This window comes from Streptomyces fagopyri (assembly GCF_009498275.1).
Taxonomy (GTDB): domain Bacteria; phylum Actinomycetota; class Actinomycetes; order Streptomycetales; family Streptomycetaceae; genus Streptomyces; species Streptomyces fagopyri.
On sequence record NZ_CP045643.1, the window covers coordinates 5,739,317 to 5,763,559 of the forward strand.

Here is a 24,243-nt window from a genome sequence, read left to right on the forward strand (position 1 = left end):
CGTCTCCAGCCCGTCCGGCGTTCGAGGACGAGGCCGTTCAGGCCGACAGGGTCCAGGGGGCGGAGCCCCCGGGGGATGGGCCGGGTAAGGGCGGCGGGGGCGAGAACCGTCAGTCGGCGAGGTGGCGGACCTGGTCCCACAGGACCGGATCGACCACCCCTACCCGCCGCCGGAACTCCCGGACGGACACCTCGCGCAGCTCATCCGTCTCCAGGAAACTCGCCCGCCCGTGCGCGTCACCGACCGCCCCGGGCGGCAGCGGAATCACCCCGGCCCGCTCGTCGTGGTACTTGCTCGTGATCTTCGCGACGGTCGCCCGTCCCCTCCGCACCGTCAGGACCAGACACGGGCGGTCCTTCCCCCCGGCGGTGTCCTCGTAGGGAACGTTCGCCCACCAGATCTCCGCCGGCCGGGGCCGCGTCCCCCGCCGCACCCCGGCGAGCCGCCGGCCGGGGCGGCCGGGCGGCCGGGTTCGCGCGGCGGGCCGGCGCCCACGGCGTCCCCAGCCGTCCACCAGCGTCGCGACGAGCGCGAGCAGCACCACGGCCGCCAACGCGAGCCACCAGGACGTGTCCATACCAAAGAAGGTACCGGCGCGCACTCCGCCGCGCCCCCCGCCCGCGCGACGCGCCCGTCCCACCTTCGTCCCAAGGTCCATCCGAACCGGTGACAGCGCAGGTGAGTTCGCCCACAACAGCCCCTGGCGGAGGAGCGACCCGCCCTTTCGCGCCTTACGCTCGACGGACCGCACGACCCCCGTTTCCCGTATCTGCTCCGAGTAGTTGCCTACCGCACTTACTCCCTGCACTTCCTGTCAGCGCGGAGGTTCCAGCTCTTATGAAGCTCACCGTCGTCGGCTGCTCGGGGTCGTTCCCGTCCGCGGAATCGGCCTGCTCGAGCTACCTCGTAGAGGCCGACGGCTTCCGGCTGCTTCTCGACATGGGCAATGGTGCCCTTGGCGAGCTGCAGCGCCACTGCGGTCTCTACGACCTCGACGCGATCTTCCTCAGTCATCTGCACGCCGACCACTGCATCGACATGTGCGTGTACTTCGTCGCGCGCTACTACCGCCACGAGGGCGGCCGCTGCGACCCGATCCCCGTCTACGGACCCGAGGGCACGGAGCAGCGTCTGACCACCGCGTACGCGGACACTCCCACCGCCTCCTCGATGAGCGAGGTCTTCGACTTCCACACGGTCAAGCCGGGCTCGTTCGAGATCGGCCCGTTCACCGTCCACACGGAACGGGTCCGCCACCCCGTGGAGGCGTACGCCATCCGTGTCGAGCACGGCGGGAAATCGCTGACGTACTCCGGGGACACGGGTGTCACCGGGACTCTGGACGAACTGGCCCGCGACACCGACCTGTTCCTCTGCGAGGCCGCGTTCACGCACGGCAAGGAGAACATCCCCGACCTGCATCTCAACGGGCGTGAGGCGGGCGAGACGGCCAGCCGGGCCGGCGCCCGCCGGCTCCTGCTCACCCACATCCCGCCGTGGACGGACCCCCGGATCAACCTGGCCGACGCCCGCACGGCGTACTCGGGCCCGGCGGATCTGGCGATGCCGCGGATGTCGTACGAGATCTAGCGGCGGTACGACGAGCGAGGGCCCCCGGAGTGATCTCCGGGGGCCCTCGCATGTCGTGGGCGGTGCTACTTGGCCTCGGCCTTGAGTAGTTCCGCCAGTTCCTCGTCGGACTCGCGGCCCGGCGTCGGCAGGTTCCACTTCGTGATCGCGAAGCGGAAGACGACGTAGTAGACGACGGCGAAGCAGAGGCCCACCAGGACCAGGCCCCACGGGTTGCTCGCGATGCCGAGGTTGAGACCGAAGTCGACCGCGCCGGCCGAGAAGCCGAAGCCGTCCTTCATGCCGAGTGCCCAGGTCAGAGCCAAGGAGACACCGGTGAGCAGCGCGTGGACCGCGTACAGGACCGGCGCGATGAACATGAAGGTGAACTCGATCGGCTCGGTGACACCCGTGACGAACGAGGTCAGCGCGATGGAGAGCATCATGCCGCCGACGACCTTGCGGCGCTCGGGACGGGCACAGTGCACGATCGCGAGGCACGCGGCCGGCAGGCCGAACATCATGATCGGGAAGAAGCCGGTCATGAACTGGCCGGCGCTCGGGTCGCCCGCCAGGAAGCGCGCGATGTCGCCGCTCTTGCCGTGGTAGTCGCCCGCCTGGAACCACGGGTAGGAGTTCAGCAGGTGGTGCATGCCGATCGGGATCAGCGCACGGTTGGCGACACCGAAGATGCCGGCGCCGACGGCGCCCGACCCGACGAGCTTCTCACCGAAGTTGTGCAGTCCCGTGCCGAGGACCGGCCAGATGTAGCCGAAGACGATGGCGATCAGCAGACCCGCGAAGGCGGAGAGGATCGGGACGAGCCGGCGGCCGCCGAAGAAGCCCGCCCAGTCCGGCAGCTTGGTCCGGTAGAACTTCTGGTAGAGCAGGGCGACGACTATCCCCATCACCACGCCGCCCAGGACCTTGGCGTCCACCGGCGCGTCGATCATGACCACCTTGCCGTCGACGGCCGTGGCCACCTTCGGCAGGTTCTTGTCGGTGAAGGTCGCCAGTACGTTCTTGAAGACCAGGTAGCCGACCACCGCCGCGAGCGCCGTCGAACCGTCCGACTTCTTCGCGAAGCCGATCGCGATGCCCACGGCGAACAGCAGCGCCATGTTGTCGAGGATCGCGTTGCCACCGGCCGCCATGAAGCCGGCGATCTTGGTGAAGAATGTGGGGAAGGACGGACGGCCGAGCATGTCGGTGTTGCCGAGCCGCACCAGGAGCGCGGCGGCGGGCAGTACGGCGACCGGCAGCATCAGGCTGCGGCCGATGCGCTGCATGACAGCCATCACGCCGGAGCCCTTCTTCTTGGCGGCCGCGGGAGCGGCGCTGGCCGTGGACACAACTTCCTCCAGTGGGCAAGGCGCCGCCCAGGGGACAAGGAAGGGGGGGTGGGGACGGCGTGGTCTACACCACTCAGTGGTGTAGACCTGTTGTAGCACGGTGAAGGCTGGATCAGGAACCCACGGATTTTGTGGCCTCGGCCATACCGGAAATACCCCCCGCATTCACGCCGAAGGGCCCACGGACCTGCAGGTCCGTGGGCCCTTCGGGCAGAGGGGAGCTACGCCTTGGTGAGGTCCTCGACCTCCTCCTCCGGCTCCCGCCCCGGCGTCCTGAGGTCGAACCTGGTGATCGCGAACCGGAAGACCACGTAGTACACGACGGCGAAGCACAACCCGATCGGGATGATCGCCCACGGCTTCGTCGCCAGGTTCCAGTTGATGACGTAGTCGATGAGACCGGCCGAGAAACTGAACCCGTCGTGCACGCCCAGCCCCCAGGTCACCGCCATGGAGACACCGGTGAGCAGCGCGTGGACGGCGTACAGCACCGGCGCGATGAACACGAACGAGTACTCGATGGGCTCGGTGATGCCCGTGACGAACGACGTCAGCGCGAGGGAGAGCATCATGCCGCCGATCTCCTTGCGGCGATGCGGCTTCGCACAGTGGGTCATGGCCAGACAGGCGGCCGGCAACGCGAACATCATGATGGGGAAGAAGCCCGAGGTGAACTGACCCGCGTTCGGGTCCCCCTGCAGGAACATGTTGATGTCACCGTGCACCACCGTCCCGTCCGGCGTCGTGTAACTGCCGAACTGGAACCAGATGGGCACGTTCAGGAACTGGTGCAGGCCGATCACCAGCAGCGCCCGGTTGGCCACGCCGAACACGCCCGCACCCCACGCGCCCAGACTGACCAGCCAGTCGCTGAAGGTCTGCAGACCGTCCCCGATCGGCGGCCAGATCCACAGACACAGCGCCGCGAACACGATGGCCACGAACGACATGATGATCGGCACGAGCCGCCGCCCGTTGAAGAAGCCGAGCCAGTCCACCAGTCGGGTGCGGTGGAACCGCTGCCAGAAATAGGCGGTCAGCAACCCCATGACGATGCCGCCGAAGACCCCCGGATTCTGGTACGTGAACGCCGTCACGGAGGTGTCGGGCAACTGGCAGCCGATGTTCTGGATGACCTTCGCCTGCTGCGCGCAGCTCTCCGGGAACTGGTGCAGCACACCGAAGTAGACGAGGAACCCCGCGACCGCCGCGAGCGCGGTGGAACCGTCCGCCTTCTTCGCCATGCCGATGGACACACCCACGCAGAACAGCAGCGGCAACCCGAGCGAACCGTCGAGCAGCGCCCCGCCCGCGCCCTTCATGACCTTGGAGACGCTGTCCCAGCCGAGTCCGTCCGAGCCGAACATGTCGGGCTGGCCGAAGCGGTTGAGAATGCCCGCGGCAGGCAGCACCGCGATGGGGAGCTGAAGGCTGCGGCCCATCTTCTGCAGCCCCTGGAACAGGTTGTTCCAGCGGGCGCGCGCGGGTACGGCGGCGCTGTCGGCACTCATGGGCGTCCTTTGGGCGGAGCCGGGTTTGGCGACCGTCCGGCAGCTGGTGTAGACCAGTCGGATGTGGACTGGTCGGCGAAGACCGGTCGGCGAACGGCCGCACTGTCGTGAACGCCATCATTCGGTACACACCGCATGAACGCTCGCGAAGATGGGCCAACTGTGGGTTACTGCGACAAAGCGGTTCGGATCAGGGAGTAGGACATGGCCACCAAGGCTGAGAAGATCGTCGCCGGGCTCGGCGGCATCGACAACATCGAAGAAGTCGAAGGCTGCATCACCCGCCTGCGCACCGAGGTCGTCGACCCGAGCAAGGTGGACGACGCCGCCCTGAAGGCCGCCGGAGCCCACGGCGTCGTCAAGATGGGCACCGCCATCCAGGTCGTCATCGGCACCGACGCCGACCCCATCGCCGCGGACATCGAAGACATGATGTGAGCCACGCTCCCCGGAGCCCGGCTCACCCCTGAGGGGCTGCTTCCGCCATCGGAGGCAGCCCCTCAACCGCATACGGCTAGGCTCAGCGCCATGTCTCGAATCGACGGCCGCACCCCTGAGCAACTGCGCCCCATCACCATCCAGCGCGGCTGGAGCAAGCACGCCGAGGGCTCCGTCCTCGTCTCCTTCGGCGACACCAAGGTGTTCTGCACCGCCTCCGTCACCGAAGGCGTCCCGCGCTGGCGCAAGGGCAGCGGCGAAGGCTGGGTCACCGCCGAGTACTCCATGCTCCCGCGCGCCACCAACACCCGCGGCGACCGCGAGTCCGTCCGCGGCAGGATCGGCGGCCGCACCCACGAGATCAGCCGCCTGATCGGCCGCTCCCTGCGCGCCGTCATCGACTACAAGGCGCTCGGCGAGAACACCATCGTCCTCGACTGCGACGTCCTGCAGGCCGACGGCGGCACCCGCACGGCGGCCATCACCGGCGCCTACGTCGCGCTCGCCGACGCCGTCACCTGGGCGCAGAACAAGAAGCTGGTCAAGCCCGGCCGCAAGCCCCTCACCGGCACGGTCTCCGCCGTCTCCGTCGGCATCGTCGGCGGCGTCCCCCTCCTCGACCTCTGCTACGAGGAGGACGTCAAGGCCGACACCGACATGAACGTCGTCTGCACCGGCGACGGCCGCTTCGTCGAGGTCCAGGGCACCGCCGAGGCCGAGCCCTTCGACCGCAAGGAACTCAACGCACTGCTCGACCTGGCCGTCTCCGGCTGCGACGAACTCGCGGCGATCCAGCGGGCGGCGCTCGACGCAACCGTGGGTTAACTCCTCGCGTTCTAAGGGGTACGGGCGTACGGTCCAGCCGTACGCCCCGCCGGCCCCCCACGGGGCAGGCCGACCGCACCACGGGTCGACCACATCCTGTCCACGGGGAGGGACCGTTCCATGGCCGCGCGCCACCGTCGCCGCACCGCCGCAATCGCCGTCACCGCCGCACTTCTCGCCCTGCCGGCGGCGGTCGGCTGCGACGCCGTCAACAAGGCCCTGGACTGCGTCCAGACGGCCGACGCCATCGCCGACAGCGTCACCAACCTCCAACAGGCCGTGGAGAACGCGGCGAACGACCCGACGCAGACCGACCAGTCCCTCAACGCGATAGAGCAGAACCTCGACAAGATCGGCGACAAGACCGACAACACAGATGTCAACAAGGCCGTCGACGACCTGGGCAAGGCCGTCGACAACGTCCGTACGGCCGTCAGGAACGGGGACAACACCCCCGACATCAGCCCCGTCACCGACGCCGCGGGCGAACTGACGAAGGTCTGCACCCCGTAGGAGACACCCCCGGGCGTTGGGGATACTGAGGGCCATGACCCGCCTGATCCTCGCCACCCGCAACGCCGGAAAGATCACCGAGCTGAAGGCGATCCTCGCCGACGCCGGCCTCACCCACGACCTCGTCGGCGCGGAGGCCTACCCGGAGATCCCCGACGTCCGGGAGACCGGCGTCACCTTCGCCGAGAACGCCCTCCTCAAGGCCCACGCCCTCGCCCGGGCCACCGGCCTGCCCGCCGTCGCCGACGACTCCGGCCTCTGCGTCGACGTCCTGAACGGCGCGCCCGGCATCTTCTCCGCCCGCTGGGCCGGCCGGCACGGCGACGACAAGGCCAACCTCGACCTCCTGCTCGCCCAGCTCTCCGACATCGACGAACCGCACCGGGGCGCCCACTTCGCCTGCGCGGCGGCGCTCGCCCTGCCCGACGGCACGGAACGGGTGGTCGAGGGCCAGCTGAGGGGCACCCTCCGGCACACCCCCGCGGGCACGAACGGCTTCGGCTACGACCCGGTCCTCCAGCCGGAAGGCCAGACCCGCACCTGCGCGGAACTCACCCCCGACGAGAAGAACGCGATCAGCCACCGGGGGAAGGCGTTCCGGGGGCTGGTGCCGGTGGTTCGGGAGTTGTTGGGCTGAGGGCGCATACGGAAACGGCCTGCGGATCTTTCGATTCGCAGGCCGTTCGTGGTGCGGCGGAAGGGATTCGAACCCTCAAGCCGTTTCACGGGCCACAGATCCTAAGTCTGCTGCGTCGCCATTGCGCCACCGCCGCCAACCGCCTGCCATCGTACCGGCCGCGAGCTTGTCGACGAGCGGCGGTTTTGTGTCACGCCGATTCCCGGCCCCGGACGCTTCTCCTGCACCAGGTGGCCGTGAGCGCGTGGCAGTTCGGGCACAGGTAGCGCAGATTCTCTCTGCGGTTGTCCCGCCAGTTCCCGTCGACGTGGTCGATCTGCAAAGTGATGGTCCGGCCCAACCACTCACCGGTGTTGCCACAGGTCACGCACAGGTACGGCACTCCGATTTCGGTCAGGGCCCAATGCAGTTGGGTCCTGTTGGTCCGGCCCGCGTGTTCCGGGAGGACGACCAGCACCTTGCTCGCTCTCTCCGCGGGTGCGGGGCCTGCGGGCCGCCCCCAGCTCCGACGCTTGAAGTGGCTTGTATCGAGGCCGATGCGGCTTACCGCGCGTCGGATTCGTCTGTGGTTGCTGTCGTCGACCTCCAGCCCAAGGCCGCGCATGACGTCGGCGTAGCTCGTGCAGTGCTCTACGAGGCTGCGCAGCCGGTCCTCGGGCAGCGAGAGGCGCCGATGGGAGAAGTGCCCGATGTCGACGCCCGCTGTGCGCACCGTGCGTGCCAGTGCGGCGCGTGAGCGGCTGTCCTCCGGAACACCCAGTGAGCGGGCCAGGCCGCGCACACTGTTCGCCGAGGCGGCCGCTTCTTCCAACTCCTCGATGGTGAAGGGGAGATCCGGCTCGGAGCGTTTGATGCCCGGGAAGTGAGCGACGTCGATGCCCGCCGCCGTGATACGGCGCCGGAGGTGGGACAGAGTCCCGGTCGCCGGGGTCGCGCCCAGCTTCAGTGCCACTTCGCGCAGCGACGAGGAGGAAGCGACAGCCTCGGCGAGGGAGGCGTCGGGATACTTCCGCCACGGGGTGTGCCTGACGAAGTGGCTGGTGTCCAGTCCGTACGCGACAGCCTTCTCCTGGAGCACGCGGCGCCGGCCGCCGCTCGGCCTGAGACCGAGGCGCCGCATCAGGTCCGTCCAGTCGCGGGCCTCGCCGACGACCCGTGCGAGCCGGTCTCCGGCGTAAGGATCCGGGGGCGAGACCCCGGCCTTGTCCGCGGTCCTGCCTTCGAGTCCCCGTGCATCCCCCATGCCCCACATCCCTCCGCCCCGATCACACATTCGTGATCTCGTACGGAGTAACGAACCGCTCATCGGACAGTCACGCCCGTTCTCCGGGACTGTCGGAGCTCGGCTTACGGGGCAGGGCAGGCCGGGGCGGCGAGGAGGCAGGCGGGCGCCGTGGCGGGCGCGCCTGCCTCCTGGCGGGCGGATCGCGCTCCGGGAGGGCCGGACGGCCTCAGATCCCCAGATCCTTGATGATCTTCGCCACGTGGCCCGTCGCCTTCACGTTGTACAGGGCGCGTTCGACCTTGCCCTCCTCGTCCACCACCACCGTGGAGCGGATGACGCCGACGACCGTCTTGCCGTACAGCTTCTTCTCGCCGAAGGCGCCGTAGGCCTCCAGGACGGTCTTGTCGGGGTCGCCGACCAGGGTGACCTTCAGGGACTCCTGCTCGCGGAACTTGGCGAGCTTCGCGGGCTTGTCGGGGGAGACGCCGATGACGTCGTATCCCGCGCCCGCGAGGACGTCGAGGTTGTCCGTGAAGTCGCAGGCCTGCTTCGTGCAGCCGGGGGTCAGCGCGGCCGGGTAGAAGTAGACGATGACCTTGCGGCCCTTGTGGTCGGCGAGGGAGACCTCGTTGCCGTCGGCGTCGGGCAGGGTGAAGGCGGGGGCGGTGTCGCCGGGCTGGAGTCGCTCGCTCATCGGTACCTCACGTGGCCGGGGATGGTTACGGAACTACGGACTGAGCGTAATGGGGGTGCCGAGGGGTGAGCCGCAGCGTGAGCTGACAGACTGTCGGCGGCACAGAGTTCGGAAAACGACCACGGAGGCAGCGCGGTGTCGGATACGTCGAGAACGCCGGATACCAGGACTCCGGCGCAGATCGAGGCGGACATCAAGCGCCGCCGCGAAACCCTGGCGGAGACGCTGGACGAGATCGGCGTGCGGGTGCACCCGAAGACGATCGTCGGGGACGCGAAGGCCAAGGTCGCCGCGAACATCGACCACACCCTCGGGCGGGCGTACGTGGGTGTCCACCGGGTCGTCGGCGATGTGAAGGGCCGACTGGTCACCGAGGAGGGCGCGCCGAGGCTGGAGCGGATCGTGCCGGTGGCGCTCGTGGTGGTGGGTGTGGTGGGACTGCTCGCCGTGGGCTCGCGGCGCCGCAAGCGCTGACCCGGCTGCGTACGGACGGCTCAAAGGCAGGTAGGTTCGGGGCGTGAGCGCCAATCAGGACAAGCAGAACACCCACCAGGACAAGTTGCCCATCCGCATGCTGCACGACCGTGTGCTGGTGCGGCAGGACGCCGCCGAGGGCGAGCGGCGTTCCGGCGGCGGCATCCTGATCCCCGCGACGGCGGCGGTCGGCCGGCGGCTGGCCTGGGCCGAGGTCGTCGCGGTCGGGCAGAACGTGCGGACGGTGGAGCCGGGCGACCGTGTGCTCTACGACCCGGAGGACCGGGCCGAGGTCGAGGTGCGCGGGACCGCGTACGTGCTGATGCGTGAGCGGGATCTGCACGCCGTGGCCGCGGACCGGTTCGAGGGTTCCGAGGACTCGACCGGCCTCTATCTGTAGTCCGAGGTCCGAGAGGGGCTGGTGACCATGGTCACCAGCCCCTTTTGCCTGTGCTTTGCTACTTTGGAAGGACCCGACGAGACGCGCCGTACCGGGACCCCGCAAAGACGACGCACCCCTGTTGCCTTATGGACGGAGGTGCCTGTCATGGCATGGATCCTGCTGCTCGTCGCCGGCCTGCTGGAGGTCGGCTGGTCGATCGGGATGAAGTACACGGACGGTTTCACGCGGCTGGTGCCGAGCGTGCTCACGGGCGCGGGCGTCGTCGCGAGCATGGTGCTGCTGTCGTACGCGGCGAAGTCACTGCCCATCGGTACGGCGTACGGCGTGTGGGTGGGGATCGGCGCGGCCGGTGCGGCGGTGCTCGGCATGGTCGTGCTCGGTGAGCCGGCGACCGCCGCCCGGATCTTCTTCGTCTGTCTGCTGCTGGTGGCCGTGGTCGGGCTGAAGGTCACGTCCGGCCACTGACCGGTCGCGGTGCCCGTCCGCGGCTACTGCCTTCTCGGGGTGAGCCCGGTCAGCGGTCCCACCCCGGTGGTCGTGCCCGTCGTGCCGCCGTCGGTGGCGCCCCCGTTGCCCGGTGTGCCGCCGTCGGTGGCGCCCCCGTCGGTCGTGGTGCCGCCGTCGGTGGTGCCGCCGGTGGCCGATCCGTCGGTGGTGCCGCCGTCCGTGGTGCCGCCGGTGGTCGACCCGTCGGTGGTGGTGCCCCCGTCGGTGGTGCCGCCGTCCGTCTGGCCCTGGGTCTGGCCCGCGTTGTCGCCGGGCGGCGGGCTCTGGGTGTCCTGGCCGCCGGTCGTGGTGCCGCCGTCGTTCTGGCCGCCGGTGCCGGGGGTCCGGTCGGTGGGTCCGGTGCTCGGGAGCTGCTGTTCCTCGGCGCCCGGCTGGAGCCTCAGGTCGAAGTCGCTGGGGCTGGTGCCCTTGAGCGCGGACTTCGTGTACTGCGCCCAGATCTGCGCCGGGTAGCCGCCGCCGTTGATCCGGGCCTGGCCGAGCGCGCCGTACAGGGACTTGTGGACGCCGGTGTCGGGGTCCTGGCCCATGACGGCGACGACGGTGGCGAGGTCGGGGGTGTAGCCCGCGAACCAGGCCGCCTGGTCCTCCTCCGCAGTGCCGGTCTTGCCGGCGGCGGGCCGTCCGGCGGCCTGCGCGGCGGTGCCGGTGCCGCCCTCGACGACGCTCCGCAGGACGGAGGTGGTGGTGTCGGCGGCCTGCCGGGTCACCGCCTGCCTCGTGGCCTGCTTGGGCAGGTGCACGTCCGCCGCGCCCTCCTTGCTGACCTTGTCGACGAGCGTGTACGTGCCGTGCTCGCCGTGGTTGGCGAGGGTCGCGTACGCCTGTGCCATGTCGAGGACGCTGGCGGTGGACGGGCCGAGCGCGATGGAGGGGGTGGCGGTGAGGTCCGGGGTGTCGGCGGGGACACCGAGGTCGACGGCGGTCTCCTTGACCTTGGAGGGACCGACGTCCACGGCCATCTGCGCGTACACGGCGTTGACGGACTTGTCGGTGGCGGTGCGCACGGTGATGGGCCCGTACGAGACGTTGTCCTCGTTCTCGGGCGCGTACGGGCCGCCGTTCCAGCCCTGTACGGGGCGCTTGTCCGTGCCGTCGTAGAAGGTGTTGGGGGTGATCCTGCGGCCGTCCTCGGTGCGTGAGTCGTTCTGTACGGCGGAGGTGAACACGAACGGTTTGAAGGTCGAGCCGACCTGGTAGTCACGGCGCGTCGCGTTGTTCACGTACTGCTTGGTGTAGTCGATGCCGCCGTACATGGCGACGACCTTGCCGGTCGCCGGGTCGATGGAGACGCCGCCGGCGCGGACGTAGCGGTCGGCCTTGCGGTTCTTCTTGTCGAGGTGGTTCATCACCTGGTCGTCGACGGCCTTCACGAAGGCGTCCTGCCTGGGCTTCTGCAGGGTGGTCGTGATGCGGTAGCCGCCGGTCTGCAGGGTGTCCTCGTCGATGATCTTGTGTTCGACGAGGTAGTCGTTCACGGCCTTGACGAGGTAGCCGCGCTGCCCCGACATGCCGGTGGCGATCACCGACTGCTTGGGCTCGGGGAAGGTGACCTCGGCGCGCGCGGCCGGGGTCAGCCACTGCTTCTTGACCATGCCGTCGAGGACGTAGTTCCAGCGGGCCTTGGCCGCGGCCTTGTTCTCGGGGTGCGCGATCACGTCGTACTCGCTCGGCGCGTTCAGGAGCGCGGCGAGGTAGGCGCCCTGGCCGACCGTCAGGTCCTGGGCGTCGACGCCGTAGTACGCCTGGGCGGCGGCCTGGATGCCGTAGGCGTTGCGGCCGTAGTAGCTGGTGTTGAGGTAGCCCTCGAGGATGTCGTTCTTGCTCTGCTGGCGGTCGAGCTTGATGGAGATGAAGAACTCCTTCACCTTCCGGGTGGCCGTCTGCTCCTGGCCCAGGTAGTAGTTCTTCACGTACTGCTGGGTGATCGTCGAGCCGGACTGCCTGCCCTTGCCGGTGGCGGTGTTCCAGCCGGCGCGGATCATCGCCTTGGGGTCGATGGCGGACTCGGTGTAGAAGTCCCGGTCCTCGGCGGCGAGCGCCGCGTGCTGGGCGTCCTTGGAGATCTGCGCGAGCGACACGTTCTCGCGGTTGACCTCGCCGTCGCGGGCGAGCTGGCTGCCGTCGGCGTAGAGGTAGACGTTGCTCTGCTTGGTCGCGGCGGCGTTCGCGGGCGGGATCTTGACGAGGTAGTAGCCGAGGGCGAAGAGACCGATCACGAGGAGTACGAGGCCGACGAACGTGCCGAGGAGCATGCGCCAGGTGGGGATGAGCCGTCGCAGGCCGGTGCGCTTGCGCCGCGGTTTCTTCCCCGGCTCGCCCGGCTGTCCCGCCGTCCCGGGTTCCTCGCGGTGTGCGCGTTCCTGCGGCGTCGCGGGCGCTTCGGGCTCGGCGCGTCCCTGCGGCGCGGCGGGCTGTCCGGGCTCGGCGTGTCCCTGCGAGGGCGCGGGCTGCTGGGGCTTCCCCGGTGTTTTCGGGCTTCCGGTTTCTTCCGGCTTCGCGTGTTCCCGCGGTGTTCCGGGCTCCTCGGACTCCGCGCGTTCTGCCGGCCTTCCGGCCTCCCTCGGCCTTGCCGGTTCCTGCGGCTTCCCGGGTGTTTCCGGATTCGCGCGTTCACCCGGCGTCCCGGGCTCCTCCGGTCTCCCCGGCACTTCCGGCTTCCGCGGAGGTCCCGGGTTTCCGGGCGGTCTCCCCGGCTCACCGGGTCCGCTCGGTGCCGCCTGGGCAGCCGGCTCGGGTCCCCTGGGTGCCCAGCCCTCGTCGTCCTGCTGCGGCTGCGGCTTGTCGCTCATCTGTTTGCCGGACTCCTGTTTCACGTCGTACGCACCCGTACGACCCCATACGCCTTGTGCGCCCCCTCTTGAAGACTGTCGCACCCGGCGTTCCGTTCCCGGATTCCGGCACGCGTCTCGCCGGAAAATGCCTGGCAGCGAGCGCAGCCGTGGGACTAGGCTCCTGCGCTTCGGCCGAAAACGGCTTTCCCGGTGCAAGGAGGACTTCCTCGTGGGGACAGGGCGGTTGTACACGGCCGTCGCCCTGGGCGGGTTCCGGCGCTACGCCACCTACCGGACGGCGACGGCCGCCGGTGTGTTCACGAACACCGTCTTCGGGCTCATCCTGGCGTACATCATGAGCGCGCTGTGGGACGAGAAACCGCACCTCGGCGGCTACGACCAGGCACAGGCGCTCTCCTACGTGTGGCTGTCCCAGGCGCTGCTCATGGTGGTCGCCACCATGGGCGGCGGCTTCGAGGACGAGCTTCTGGAGCGCATCCGTACGGGTGACATCGCGATCGACCTCTACCGGCCCGCCGACCTCCAGCTGTGGTGGCTGGCCCAGGACGCGGGCCGGGCGCTGTTCCATCTGCTGGGGCGGGGAGTGGTCCCGCTCGTGTTCGGCGCGCTCTGTTTCGAGCTCGCGCTGCCCACCGACCCGGTGACCTGGCTGGCGTTCCTGGTCGCGGTCGCCCTCGGGGTGCTCGTCAGCTTCTCCCTCCGCTATCTCGTCGCCCTGTCGGCCTTCTGGCTGCTGGACGGGGCGGGCACCGCGCAGATGTCCATGATCGCGGGTGTGTTCTGCTCGGGGATGCTGCTGCCGCTGAACGTCTTCCCCGGTGTGCTGGGCGAGGTGGTGCGCGCCCTGCCCTGGTCGTCCCTGATCCAGGCGCCCGTCGACGTGCTGCTCGGCACGGCGGACCCGCTCGGCACGTACGCGTTCCAGGGGGCCTGGGCGGTCGGGCTGCTGGCGCTCGGACGGCTCCTCCAGTCGGCGGCGACGCGAAGGGTGGTGGTGCAGGGTGGCTAGCCCGGTTGACGGCCCGATGGACGGCCCGGTGCAAAGCCGGGTGGGCGAGCGGTCTCCCCGGGCGGCCGAGGACCCGTGGGCGCGGCAGGGGACGTACGCGCGGATACGGGACGGACTCAGCGCCTACCGCATGATCGCCGCGATGTGGATCCGCTCCACGATGGCCTACCGCGCCTCCTTCGCGATGACCACCTTCGGCAACTTCGCCGCGACCGGCCTCGACTTCGTCGCGATCCTGCTGATGTACTCGCAGATCGACCGGCTCGGCGGTTACAGCCTGCCGGAGGTCGCCTTCCTGTACGGCGTGTCGGCCACCGCGTTCGGGCTCACGGACCTGGCGCTCGGCTCCATGGACCGGCTCGGGCGCCGGGTGCGCGACGGCACGCTCGACACGCTGCTCGTGCGGCCCGTGCCCGTGCTCGCGCAGGTCGCCGCGGACCGCTTCGCACTGCGCAGGCTGGGCCGGATCACCCAGGGGCTGCTGGTCTTCGGGTACGCGGTCACCGCTCTCGACATCACCTGGACGCCGCTGAAGGTGCTGCTGGTGCCGGTGATGGTGGTGAGCGGCGCCGCGATCTTCTCGGCCGTCTTCGTGGCCGGCGCGGCCTTCCAGTTCGTCGCGCAGGACGCCTCCGAGGTGCAGAACTCCTTCACGTACGGCGGCAGTACGCTCCTGCAGTACCCGCCGACCGTCTTCGCCAAGGACCTGGTGCGCGGGGTCACCTTCGTACTTCCGCTCGCCTTCGTGAACTGGCTGCCCGCGCTCTACGTCCTGGGGCGGCCGTATCCGCTCGATCTGCCGGTCTGGGTCGCCTTCGCACCACCGCTGGTCGCGGCGGCCTGCTGCGCGCTGGCGGGAGCCGCCTGGCGGGCGGGACTTCGTTCCTATCGCAGTACGGGGAGCTGAACCGACATGACAACCGACCTGGTCGCGGACCCGGTTGACGCCTTCATCGAACTCGACCGCGTCGAGAAGGTCTTCGACGTGCGCAAGAAGACCGGCTTCCTGCGCAGTGAGCGCCGTCAGGTACGGGCGGTGGACTCCCTCTCCTTCACCGTGCCGCGCGGCGAGATGGTCGGCTACATCGGGCCGAACGGCGCCGGGAAGTCCACCACCATCAAGATGCTGACCGGGATCCTCACACCGAGCGGCGGCCGGCTGCGGGTCGCGGGCATCGACCCGTCCCGGGAGCGGACCCGGCTCGCGCGGCGCATCGGGGTCGTCTTCGGGCAGCGTACGACGCTGTGGTGGGACCTCCCGCTGATCGACTCCTACCGGCTGATGCACCGCATGTACCGGATCCCTGACGCCCGTTACCGTGAGAACCTCGACCGCTGTGTCGAACTCCTGGAACTGGGCGAGCTGTTGGACGTGCCGGTGCGGCAGCTGTCGCTCGGCCAGCGGATGCGCGGGGACATCGCGGCGGCGCTGCTGCACGATCCGGAGGTCCTCTATCTCGACGAGCCGACGATCGGCCTGGACGTGATCAGCAAGGCCAGGGTCCGCTCGTTCCTGCGCGATCTGAACGCCGAGCGCGGCACGACGGTGCTGCTCACCACGCACGATCTCACCGACATCGAGCAGTTGTGCCGGCGGGTGATGGTCATCGACCACGGGCGGCTGATGTACGACGGTCCGCTGACCGGGCTGCACGAGGTGGGGGAGAGCGAGCGGACCCTGGTGGTGGACCTGGAGCGGGAACTGCCGCCCGTCGAGGTGGAGTCGGCCCGGGTCGTGAAGGTGGAGGGGCCCCGGCAGTGGCTGGCCTTCCCGGCGTCGGCGTCGGCGGCCGAGCTGGTGGCGCGGATCGCGGCCGAGTACCCCTTGGTGGACCTCTCGGTGCGGGAGCCGGACATCGAGGCGGTCATCAGCCGCATGTACGAGGAGAAGGCTCTCTCGTAGGCTGGGCCCATGACCGAGGATGTGCCTTCCCGGGGAAGCGACGACCAGCGCCCGGTGCCGCGGGCTCCCGAACCCGCGGGACCGGAGCTGCGAGCCTCCGACGCCGATCGTGAACGGGTCGCCGAACAGCTCAGGGACGCCCTCGCGGAGGGGCGCCTCGACATGGAGGAATTCGAGGAGCGGCTGGAGGCGGCGTTCAAGGCCCGTACGTACCGGGACCTGGCGCCGCTCACCCGCGATCTGCCGGGCTCCGCCGCGGCGACTCCGGTGAACATGGTCAAAGAGCCCGCCGAGAGCGGGAGTTGGGCGGCGCGGATCGTCGGCGGGGAGGGGTCGTCCGGGTGGGGGGTCGCGATCCTGTCCGGGTTCGAGCGCAAGGGCCGCTGGACCGTTCCGCGGCGCTTCACCTCCTTCGCCTTCATGGGCGGCGGCGAGATCGACCTGCGCGAGGCGAACTTCGCCGACCGCGAGGTCGTCATCAACTGCGTCGCCGTGATGGGCGGGGTGAACGTCGTGGTGCCGCCCGGAGTGGAGGTCGTCGTCCGCGGCATCGGCATCATGGGCGGATTCGACCACCGTGAGGAGGGGCGGCCCGGCGATCCGGGTGCCCCGCGCGTGATCGTCACGGGCTTCGCGTTCTGGGGCGGGGTCGGCGTCGAGCGGAAGATCACCCGCGCCGAGCGGCTGCGCCTGAGGGAGGAGCGCCGCCAGGAGAAACTGGACCGCAAGGCCGCCCGCGGGGCGCTGGGGAGCGGCTCGCGGGACCGCCTCGACGACGTGTACGACGCCCATCGGGAGGCGCTCGAAGAGGCCCGGGACCTGATCCGTGAGCGCCACGACGAGCGCCGTGAGCGGCACGCCGAGCGCCGTGAGCGCCACGAGGCCCGCCGCGAGGAGCGCCACCGCCGGCGCCACCACGACTTCTGAGGCCGGTCGGCCCCCGCTACAGCTCGGCCGGGGCCGACCCCTTCAGGTCGTCCAGGTCGAAGACCTCCGCCATCCGCCGGTAGCCCTTGTCGCTAGGGTGGAGATGGTCTCCCGAGTCGTAGTCGGAGCGGAGCCTGCGCGGGTCGTAGGGGTCGCGCAGCGCCTTGTCGAAGTCGACGACGGCGTCGTACACCAGGCCCGCGCGGATCTCTTCGTTGACGGCCCGCCGGACCGCGTCGCGGCCGCTGGTGTAGCCGCGGTGGCCCCCGAAGGGCATCAGGGTCGCGCCGACGACGCGCAGTCCCCGGGCGTGTGCCTGCTGGACCAGCCGGCGCAGTCCGTCGGTGATCGTGCGCGGGTCGACCTGGCGGGGGTTGCGCAGGATGTCATTGACGCCGAGGTCGATGACGACGGCCCTGACGTTCGTGCGGTCGAGCACGTCGCGGCGGAAGCGGTTGAGACCGCTCGGGTTGTCGGCGGGCCGGCCGAGACCGTCGGTCAGGACCTGGTTGCCGCTGATCCCCTGGTTGACGACGCTGTAGCGCGGCACGTCCGCGGAACCGGCCGCGGCGTGCAGCCGCTCCGAAAGGGCGTCCGTCCAGCGGTGGTTGGCGCCCGTCGTGGAGGTGATGCCGTCGGTGAGCGAGTCGCCCAGGGCGACGACGGTGCCCGCCGACTCGTTGCTCAGCACGTCGAGAGCGGTCAGATAGCGCCAGTACGGGCTCTGTTCGGTGTAGGCGGCCCCGGTCGGGTCCTCGGTGCGGTCGCCCTCGGCGACGTACGAGATCTGCCGTGCGTGCTGGTGGTAGGTGACCGGGCCGGACGGGGTGGGGGAGTACGTGGTCACGAGGACGTCGGTGTCGCGCGGGATCCGGATGCGCACGCCGTCGCTCATCACCTGCTGCCCCGCGGGGACGACCACCGCGGCGCTGCCGGCGAAGGTGAGGCGGCTCATGGTCCCGGCCGCCGCGGCTGCGTCGTTCTCGCCCGCGGCGACCGCGATCGAGGCGTGCGTGATGCGCAGCGGCTGCTGTCCGTAGAGGTTGGAGAGGGTGATGCGGGCATCGGTGCCGCCGACGCCGGCGTGCACGACGTTGCGTACGGAGCGGCCCGCCGTGCCGGTGGCCTCGGTGCCGGGTTCGGCTCCGCCGGGCGAGGCCGACCAGGCGCCGACCCAGGTGCCGACGGAGGCGGGGGCCGCGGGGTTGCGCGGGCCGGGCGCGCCGGCCAGGGCGCTGCGGGAGCTGTCTCCGTCGTCGGCCGCGGCCCCTATGTATATGGCTGCGGATATGACCACGATCACGGCGACGATCGCGGCCAGCAGGGCATAACCGTGACGCTTGGTCATGCGGTGCGTGTCTCCTCGGGCGAGGGAGCCCGAGGCTCCGATGTGATGAACCCATGATGCGTCATGGGGTAGAGGGAGAAGGACGGGACCCCTTCCGGGACACCCCCGAGGCGTCCCGGAGATCTCCCTGATTTCTCCCCGTCCCCACAGACGCCGGGAACTCCTGTTCCGTTCCAGGAGTCGGTCAGGAAGGGACAATGGGTACGAGATCCCGGACGGGGTCGGCGAACGGGTGGAGCGCATGGAACGCACAGAACCGGAAGCGGCGGATACCGAGGGGCTGCATGCCAGGCCGGACGGCGCCGCGCACCGCACGGCGACGGCACCCGGCCCCGGGAACCGCACGATGGCCTCGTTCAGCCCCGCCGACGAGGAGAAGCAGCGCGGGGTCCGCCGGATGAAGGCGACGGCAACCGGCCTGCTGCTCCTGGTCGCGCTGGTGTACGTCCTCGCCAAGTGGGCGTCGCACGAGGGCGCGGGCCCCTGGGCCGGATATGTCGCCGCGGCCGCCGAGGCCGGCATGGTCGGCGCCCTCGCCGACTGGTTCGCGGTCACGGCCCTCTTCCGCCATCCGCTGGGCCTGCCCATCCCGCACACCGCGATCATCCCCACCAAGAAGGATCAGCTGGGCGTGTCGCTCGGCGAGTTCGTCGGTGAGAACTTCCTGTCCGGGGAGGTCGTGCGCCAGCGTCTGCGCGCCGTGGGCATCGGCGGCAGGCTGGGGACCTGGCTCGCCGAACCGGAGCACGCGGACCGGGTGACGGCGGAGCTGGCCACCGCCCTGAGGGGAGCGCTGACCGTCCTGCGCGACTCCGACGTGCAGGCGGTGGTCGGCGAGGCCATCACGCGCCGCGCCGACGCCCAGGAGATCGCGCCCGGCATAGGGAAGATGCTGGAGAAGATCGTCGCGGACGGCGGTCACAAGCGGGTCGTCGACCTGATCTGCGCCCGCGCCCACGACTGGCTGGTGCTCCACGACGAGCAGGTCATGGACGCGGTGCAGGGCGGTGCGCCCGGCTGGACCCCGCGTTTCGTCGACAAGAAGGTCGGCGAGCGGGTCTACAAGGAGCTGCTCCGCTTCGTCACCGAGATGCGTGACGCGCCGTCCCACCCGGCGCGCGGCGCCCTCGACCGTTTCCTCGGCGACTTCGCGGCCGACCTCCAGTCCGACACCGACACCCGGGCCCGGGTGGAGCGTCTCAAGGGCGAGGTGCTCGGCCGCGGCGAGGTCCAGGATCTGATCGCCTCCGCCTGGACGGCCGTACGATCCATGATCGTTTCCGCGGCGGAGGACGAGCGCAGCGAGCTGCGTCTTCGGGTGCGGGCCTCGCTGCTGTCGCTGGGCTCCCGGATGGCCACCGAGCCCAAGCTCCAGGCCAAGGTCGACCGGTGGGTCGAGGGCGCGGCGGTGTACGTGGTGACGACGTACCGCAAGGAGATCACCTCCCTGATCACCGACACGGTCGCCGGCTGGGACGCCGAGCACACGACCCGGAAGATCGAGGCGCACATCGGCCGTGACCTGCAGTTCATCCGGATCAATGGCACGGTGGTGGGATCACTGGCCGGACTGCTGATCTACGTGGTGTCGCGAGCGGTGGGGGCCTGAGAAAGGGGGCCTGACCACCCCGTGGCGGGGAATCCGGTCAGGGTCCGTCGAACGGAGAGGGAGCCATGACCCCACCATCCCCGCCGGTCCCCGTGCCCGCGTCCACGGGAACGGTCACCACGAGTGTCCCCTCCCGCCTCGACCGGCTTCCCTGGTCCCGCTGGCACTGGATGATCGTGATCGGCCTGGGAACCGTCTGGATCCTGGACGGCCTGGAAGTCACCACCGTCGGCAACATCGCGAGCCGGCTCTCCGAGGACGGCAGCGGCCTGTCCATCTCCTCGGCGCAGGTCACCGGCGTCGCCGCGGCGCTCTATGTCGCGGGAGCCTGCGCCGGGGCCCTCTTCTTCGGCTGGCTGACCGACCGTTACGGCCGCAAGAAGCTCTTCATGGTGACGCTCGTCGTCTACCTCGGGGCGACCGCGATGACGGCCCTCTCCTTCGACGCCTGGTGGTTCTTCACCTTCCGTTTCCTCACCGGCTTCGGTATCGGCGGCGAGTACGCGGCCATCAACTCGGCGATCGACGAGCTCATCCCCGCGAAGTTCCGGGGCCGCGTCGACCTGATCATCAACGGCAGCTACTGGCTCGGCGCGGTCGGCGGCGCGCTGCTGTCCATCGTCATGCTGAACACGGACATCTTCCCCAAGGACGTCGGCTGGCGGCTCACCTTCGCCCTCGGAGTGGTCCTCGGGCTGGTGGTCCTGCTGGTCAGGCGGCATGTGCCGGAGAGCCCGCGGTGGCAGTTCATCCACGGCCGCGGTGACGACGCGGACGCGCTGGTCACCTCCGTCGAGCGGGACATCGAGCGGGAGAAGGGCCGGCCGCTGCCGCGCGCCGAGGGCGAGATCACCATCGAGCAGCGCAAGAGCATCGGCTTCGGGCTCATCGCGCGGACCGTCTTCCGGAGCTATCCGAAGCGTGCCGTGCTCGGCCTCTCCCTCTTCATCGGCCAGGCCTTCCTCTACAACGCGATCACCTTCGGTTTCGGCGCCATCCTCACCACGTTCTACGACGTCCCCTCCGGCGGCACCGGGTACTACTTCGCCGTCATCGCGGCCGGCAACTTCATCGGCCCGCTGCTGCTCGGCAAGCTCTTCGACACGGTCGGCCGCAAGGTGATGATCTCCTCCACGTACCTGCTGTCGGGCCTGCTGCTCTTCGGCACGGCCTGGCTCTTCGGCCAGGGCTCGCTGAACGCGGCGACGCTCACCGCGTGCTGGTGCGTCGTGCTGTTCTTCGCCTCGGCGGGCGCCTCCAGCGCCTATCTGACCGTCTCGGAGATCTTCCCGATGGAGACCCGGGCGATGGCCATCGCCTTCTTCTACGCCCTCGGAACGGCGGCCGGCGGCATCAGCGGCCCGCTGGTCTTCGCCGACCTCACATCGTCCGGCGTCGTCGGCGACACGGTGCTCGCTTTCCAGGTCGGCGCGGGCCTGATGTGCGCGGCGGGTCTGGTGGCCGCGTTCCTCGCGGTGAACGCCGAGGGGCGCTCCCTGGAGGACATCGCGACACCGCTGTCGGCGACGTCGTCCGGCACGTCCGGCACGTCCTCCCGGGGAGCGACCTGACGCGGGGCGCGGCGACACGAGCGGTCCGGGTTCTTGTACGCGGCCCACGCCGCCATGGGCCGGCTCGGCGTCGCGGGTCGGCTCGGCGATCCGGTCCGGTTCGGCCTGCCGGTCCGGCTCGGCCTGCCGGTCTGCCGATGGTGATGATCTGAGTACGCATACTCTGTCGGGCCGCCGCCCGGACGGGAATCCTCGTACGTATGACCGAGAAGCTGTTAGGCCCTCTGCGCACGCGCCCCTGGCCGGAACGCTGGCTGACCCGCGTGCTCGGCGCCGCCCTCTCCGGCGCGGCGTACCTCCTCTGCCTGCCCTGGGACCTGCGCAACCGGTCCGAGACGCCCGGGTCGCTCACCGAGACGACCCCGGTGACCGTCCTCGGCGTCGTGGCCCTCGGCGGAGCCCTGCTGCTCCTGGCGGCCTACTTCGGCCGCCGGGACGCGCTCGCCTGGCCGTTGCTGCTGGTGGCGGCCCCGCCGGCCGCCCTGATGTACGCCTCCTTCCACGCCCGCCCGGAGCCCCCGGACGCCGCGGTCTGGCCACTGGCGTGGGCGTCCTTCACGCTGGTCGTCGCCGCGGGGGTGCTGGTCGCGACGGCGGTGGCACGGCAGTTCAGGGCGGACCCGGAGGAACGGGCCGACGCTTCCTTGCTCACCGGCCGTCGAAGTACCGCGAGCCCTTCTCGATGAAGTGCGAGGCGTAGACGCGCCCGAGGACGGGCCTGCCGCGGTACATCCCCACGTACGACCGCGTGCTGTCGACGACGACGGGCCGCGTCATGCAGGCGAACTTCACCCGCTGCCGCTCCTCGGCCCAGGCCACGGCGGCCGGATCGACGCGGTCCCCGATCAGGACGGGGAAGGCGCCGACCCCGTTCTGCAGCCCTACGGGGAGCCCGCTCTTGGTGTCCTTGGCGTACTTCATCACCTGCTCGGTGAAGCCCTCGACGACCGGAACGGTGATCTCCGGGACGACCGCCCCCACGGTGAAGAGATGCAGCTTCGTCGCCATCCAGCGCAGCCGGAAGTCGCTCCGCCGCCCCACCAGGACGGGGCCCCCGGCCCAGTCCTCCCACCGGGTGGAGCAGCCGTCCGCCACGAGCCGGCCCTCCAGGGCGGCGAGGTAGGCCGCCGGGTCCGACGGTTCCCGTTCTTCCCCGGCCTCTTCGAACCTGCGTTCAGTCATGAGCCGGATCCTAGGGCCACGCGACAGCCCTCAGGCACCCGTCGTCGACCCCGGTCGGACGATCATCAGAATGGTCACGGCTGCCCAGAGCAGGTTGAAGACGCCGGTGAACATCGCGAGCCGGACCGTCGCCCGGGGGCCCACCGTGGCGGCGTCGTGCCAGATGCCCTCCGCGATCGCGGTCTGCCGGGGCAGCACCAGCGCCGCGAGCACGACCGCGGCCACGGCGGTCAGCGCGATCGAGACGATCAGCCAGGTGTCACCGAGGACACCCATCGCCTGGGCGGTGGCGAACCCGAACACGGGGACGACGACACCGACCACCGCGTACACCTGGCAGATGCGGTGCAGCAGCTGGACGGTGGACCGGGCCTGGCCGTCCCCCGGCTCGGCGAGCGCCTTGCGGGCGGCGGGCGGGAACATGCTGGCGGCGACGGTGACGGGCCCGATCGCGACGATCGCGGCGAGTACGTGCACAGCGAGAAGGAACTTGGTCACGGGGCGACGCTATGGGCGCTCCGGATCTTGCAGAAGTGGCACTTCTGCCAGGGGGCGACGGATTCCCGCCAGCCGCTTCACCCCGTGTGCCCGCAGTGCCCCCCGGTACAGGTCGCATGCGGCGACACTCGGCCGTACGCGAAACGGTACTGAGGTCGTATGCGCGTATGCGCCCGTACGAGACCGCGGGCGCCCGGCAACGGCAGGGCCACTACCACCGCTGTTCGAACTTGGCGGTAATCCGCCGTATGCCTACGCTCTGGCCATGCACACCGTTGCCGTACTGGCGCTCGACCAGGTCGTCCCGTTCGACCTCTCCGCCCCGATCGACGCCTTCGGCCGGGCGCGCCTGCCGGACGGCCGGGCGGCCTACCGGATCAGGGTCTGTTCGGTCGAGGCGGGCCGGGAGGTCGACGCGGGCCCGTTCACGCTGCGCGCCCCGTACGGCCTGGAGGCGCTGGCCGAGGCGGACACGATCATCCTGCCGGGGACCGAGAACCCCACCGCGCCGCTCCCGCCGGGGGTGGCCGAGGCGCTGCGCGCGGCGGCCGCGAACGGCACCCGGATCGCCTCGATCTGTGTCGGCGCCTTCATCCTCGCCGCCACCGGCCTGCTGGACGGACTGCGCGCGACCACCCACTGGATCGCGGCCGGTGAACTGGCGGCCCTGCACCCCGCCGTGAGCGTCGACCCGAACGTCCTCTACGTCGACAACGGCCAGTTCCTCACCTCGGCGGGCGCGGCCGCGGCCCTTGACATGTGCCTGCACATGATCCGCCGGGACCACGGTTCGGCGGTCGCCGCGGACGCCGCCCGCCTGTCGGTCATGCCACTCGAACGGGAGGGAGGACAGGCCCAGTTCATCGTCCACACGCAGCCGCCGGTACCGGCGGGCACGACGATGGAGCCGCTGCTCGGCTGGCTGGAGGAGAACGCGGACCGGGACCTGACCCTGGAGGACATCGCCGCCCGGGCCGGCACGAGCACCCGTACCCTCAACCGCCGCTTCCGCGAACAGACCGGCACGACCCCGCTCCAGTGGCTGCACCGGGCCCGGGTCCGCCGCGCCCAGTACCTCCTGGAGACGACCACGTATCCGGTCGAACGCATCGCGTCCCAGGCGGGCTTCGGCTCCCCGACGGCGTTCCGCGAACGCTTCAAGAGGGTCGTGGGGACGAGCCCGTACGCGTACCGGCGGGCATTCCAGGGGGCGGGACGAGAACCGGCGCCGGTCACGGCGGCCCCGTAGACAC

General features: G+C 70.3%; 25 protein-coding genes, 1 tRNA gene and 1 riboswitch. Of the genes, 16 read left to right on the forward strand and 10 right to left on the reverse strand.

From position 1 onward, the window contains the following. Positions 1–109: 109 nt before the first annotated feature. Positions 110–577: a type II toxin-antitoxin system PemK/MazF family toxin gene (locus GFH48_RS24710; protein ID WP_153290345.1), complete on the reverse strand. Its 468-nt coding sequence runs from the start codon at positions 575–577 to the stop codon at positions 110–112. A gap of 260 nt (positions 578–837) precedes the next feature. Here GFH48_RS24710 and GFH48_RS24715 point away from each other — a divergent pair, with 260 nt between their 5' ends. Continuing rightward, a complete protein-coding gene (locus tag GFH48_RS24715) occupies positions 838–1,590 on the forward strand; it encodes an MBL fold metallo-hydrolase (protein ID WP_153290346.1) in 753 nt (250 codons plus the stop codon). 65 nt (positions 1,591–1,655) lie between these two features. On the opposite strand, the gene GFH48_RS24720 is transcribed toward GFH48_RS24715, so the two are convergent. Further along, on the reverse strand, positions 1,656–2,921 hold the full coding sequence (locus tag GFH48_RS24720; RefSeq protein ID WP_153290347.1) for a PTS transporter subunit EIIC: 1,266 nt from the start codon (positions 2,919–2,921) through the stop codon (positions 1,656–1,658). A gap of 221 nt (positions 2,922–3,142) precedes the next feature. Continuing rightward, positions 3,143–4,432, reverse strand: a complete 1,290-nt coding sequence (locus tag GFH48_RS24725; RefSeq protein ID WP_153290348.1) for a PTS transporter subunit EIIC — start codon at positions 4,430–4,432, stop codon at positions 3,143–3,145. Positions 4,433–4,636: 204 nt separating this feature from the next. On the opposite strand from GFH48_RS24725, the gene GFH48_RS24730 reads away from it, so the two are divergent. The 4 genes from GFH48_RS24730 (at position 4,637) to rdgB (ending at position 6,845) form a co-directional block, all read left to right on the forward strand. Beyond that, a complete protein-coding gene (locus tag GFH48_RS24730; protein WP_153290349.1) occupies positions 4,637–4,870 on the forward strand; it encodes a glucose PTS transporter subunit EIIB in 234 nt (77 codons plus the stop codon). A gap of 90 nt (positions 4,871–4,960) precedes the next feature. Further along, positions 4,961–5,695 carry a ribonuclease PH gene (rph, locus tag GFH48_RS24735; RefSeq protein WP_153290350.1) on the forward strand — a complete coding sequence of 245 codons (735 nt, stop codon included), beginning with the start codon at positions 4,961–4,963 and terminating at the stop codon, positions 5,693–5,695. Positions 5,696–5,815: 120 nt separating this feature from the next. Next, complete coding sequence (locus tag GFH48_RS24740) at positions 5,816–6,208, forward strand: hypothetical protein (RefSeq protein ID WP_153290351.1); 393 nt, start codon at positions 5,816–5,818, stop codon at positions 6,206–6,208. A 34-nt stretch (positions 6,209–6,242) separates the two neighbouring features. Beyond that, positions 6,243–6,845: an RdgB/HAM1 family non-canonical purine NTP pyrophosphatase gene (gene rdgB / locus GFH48_RS24745; RefSeq protein ID WP_153290352.1), complete on the forward strand. Its 603-nt coding sequence runs from the start codon at positions 6,243–6,245 to the stop codon at positions 6,843–6,845. Between the two features lie 49 nt (positions 6,846–6,894). Here rdgB and GFH48_RS24750 read toward each other — a convergent pair. From GFH48_RS24750 to bcp, 3 genes are all read right to left on the reverse strand, one after another. Then, positions 6,895–6,981: transfer RNA gene (locus GFH48_RS24750), tRNA-Leu, on the reverse strand. Positions 6,982–7,035: 54 nt separating this feature from the next. Continuing rightward, positions 7,036–8,088, reverse strand: a complete 1,053-nt coding sequence (locus GFH48_RS24755; protein WP_228120914.1) for an HNH endonuclease signature motif containing protein — start codon at positions 8,086–8,088, stop codon at positions 7,036–7,038. Positions 8,089–8,296: 208 nt separating this feature from the next. Continuing rightward, complete coding sequence (gene bcp / locus GFH48_RS24760) at positions 8,297–8,764, reverse strand: thioredoxin-dependent thiol peroxidase (RefSeq protein ID WP_153290353.1); 468 nt, start codon at positions 8,762–8,764, stop codon at positions 8,297–8,299. Between the two features lie 135 nt (positions 8,765–8,899). Here bcp and GFH48_RS24765 point away from each other — a divergent pair, with 135 nt between their 5' ends. The 3 genes from GFH48_RS24765 (at position 8,900) to sugE (ending at position 10,106) form a co-directional block, all read left to right on the forward strand. Continuing rightward, a complete protein-coding gene (locus GFH48_RS24765; protein ID WP_153290354.1) occupies positions 8,900–9,238 on the forward strand; it encodes a DUF3618 domain-containing protein in 339 nt (112 codons plus the stop codon). 97 nt (positions 9,239–9,335) lie between these two features. Next, positions 9,336–9,638: a GroES family chaperonin gene (locus GFH48_RS24770; protein WP_052454563.1), complete on the forward strand. Its 303-nt coding sequence runs from the start codon at positions 9,336–9,338 to the stop codon at positions 9,636–9,638. Positions 9,639–9,687: 49 nt separating this feature from the next. Beyond that, a riboswitch (guanidine-III (ykkC-III) riboswitch) is annotated at positions 9,688–9,755 on the forward strand. Between the two features lie 30 nt (positions 9,756–9,785). Then, positions 9,786–10,106: a quaternary ammonium compound efflux SMR transporter SugE gene (sugE, locus tag GFH48_RS24775; protein ID WP_148008600.1), complete on the forward strand. Its 321-nt coding sequence runs from the start codon at positions 9,786–9,788 to the stop codon at positions 10,104–10,106. 23 nt (positions 10,107–10,129) lie between these two features. On the opposite strand, the gene GFH48_RS24780 is transcribed toward sugE, so the two are convergent. Next, complete coding sequence (locus GFH48_RS24780) at positions 10,130–12,403, reverse strand: transglycosylase domain-containing protein (protein WP_153290356.1); 2,274 nt, start codon at positions 12,401–12,403, stop codon at positions 10,130–10,132. 748 nt (positions 12,404–13,151) lie between these two features. Here GFH48_RS24780 and GFH48_RS24785 point away from each other — a divergent pair. From GFH48_RS24785 to GFH48_RS24800, 4 genes are read left to right on the forward strand one after another with little or no spacing between them, the layout of a single operon-like run. Next, complete coding sequence (locus tag GFH48_RS24785; RefSeq protein ID WP_228120915.1) at positions 13,152–13,952, forward strand: ABC transporter permease; 801 nt, start codon at positions 13,152–13,154, stop codon at positions 13,950–13,952. A gap of 16 nt (positions 13,953–13,968) precedes the next feature. After that, positions 13,969–14,859 (forward strand): ABC transporter permease, encoded by an 891-nt coding sequence (locus tag GFH48_RS24790; protein ID WP_153293091.1) that lies wholly within the window; start codon positions 13,969–13,971, stop codon positions 14,857–14,859. Between the two features lie 6 nt (positions 14,860–14,865). Continuing rightward, positions 14,866–15,855, forward strand: coding sequence for an ABC transporter ATP-binding protein (locus GFH48_RS24795; protein ID WP_153290358.1), 990 nt, complete (start codon positions 14,866–14,868; stop codon positions 15,853–15,855). 9 nt (positions 15,856–15,864) lie between these two features. Continuing rightward, positions 15,865–16,782 carry a DUF1707 SHOCT-like domain-containing protein gene (locus tag GFH48_RS24800; RefSeq protein ID WP_153290359.1) on the forward strand — a complete coding sequence of 306 codons (918 nt, stop codon included), beginning with the start codon at positions 15,865–15,867 and terminating at the stop codon, positions 16,780–16,782. A gap of 16 nt (positions 16,783–16,798) precedes the next feature. Here GFH48_RS24800 and GFH48_RS24805 read toward each other — a convergent pair whose 3' ends face one another. Next, complete coding sequence (locus tag GFH48_RS24805) at positions 16,799–18,130, reverse strand: SGNH/GDSL hydrolase family protein (protein ID WP_153290360.1); 1,332 nt, start codon at positions 18,128–18,130, stop codon at positions 16,799–16,801. Positions 18,131–18,371: 241 nt separating this feature from the next. On the opposite strand from GFH48_RS24805, the gene GFH48_RS24810 reads away from it, so the two are divergent. From GFH48_RS24810 to GFH48_RS24820, 3 genes are all read left to right on the forward strand, one after another. Continuing rightward, positions 18,372–19,739 carry a DUF445 domain-containing protein gene (locus GFH48_RS24810; protein ID WP_407698656.1) on the forward strand — a complete coding sequence of 456 codons (1,368 nt, stop codon included), beginning with the start codon at positions 18,372–18,374 and terminating at the stop codon, positions 19,737–19,739. Positions 19,740–19,804: 65 nt separating this feature from the next. Continuing rightward, the gene (locus tag GFH48_RS24815; RefSeq protein WP_153290361.1) at positions 19,805–21,310 is read left to right on the forward strand and encodes an MFS transporter; all 1,506 of its coding nucleotides are present in this window, start codon (positions 19,805–19,807) and stop codon (positions 21,308–21,310) included. 200 nt (positions 21,311–21,510) lie between these two features. After that, positions 21,511–21,996 (forward strand): hypothetical protein, encoded by a 486-nt coding sequence (locus GFH48_RS24820; RefSeq protein ID WP_153290362.1) that lies wholly within the window; start codon positions 21,511–21,513, stop codon positions 21,994–21,996. On the opposite strand, the gene GFH48_RS24825 is transcribed toward GFH48_RS24820, so the two are convergent. Both GFH48_RS24825 and GFH48_RS24830 read right to left on the reverse strand, forming a co-directional pair. After that, entirely contained in the window at positions 21,959–22,492 is a 534-nt protein-coding gene (locus tag GFH48_RS24825) for a levansucrase (protein WP_153290363.1), read from the reverse strand. The genes GFH48_RS24820 and GFH48_RS24825 overlap by 38 nt on opposite strands. Before the next feature lie 30 nt (positions 22,493–22,522). Then, a complete protein-coding gene (locus GFH48_RS24830; protein ID WP_153290364.1) occupies positions 22,523–22,990 on the reverse strand; it encodes a hypothetical protein in 468 nt (155 codons plus the stop codon). A 265-nt stretch (positions 22,991–23,255) separates the two neighbouring features. Between GFH48_RS24830 and GFH48_RS24835 the strand changes: the two genes are divergently transcribed. Continuing rightward, positions 23,256–24,239, forward strand: a complete 984-nt coding sequence (locus GFH48_RS24835) for a GlxA family transcriptional regulator (RefSeq protein ID WP_153290365.1) — start codon at positions 23,256–23,258, stop codon at positions 24,237–24,239. Positions 24,240–24,243 lie beyond the last annotated feature (4 nt).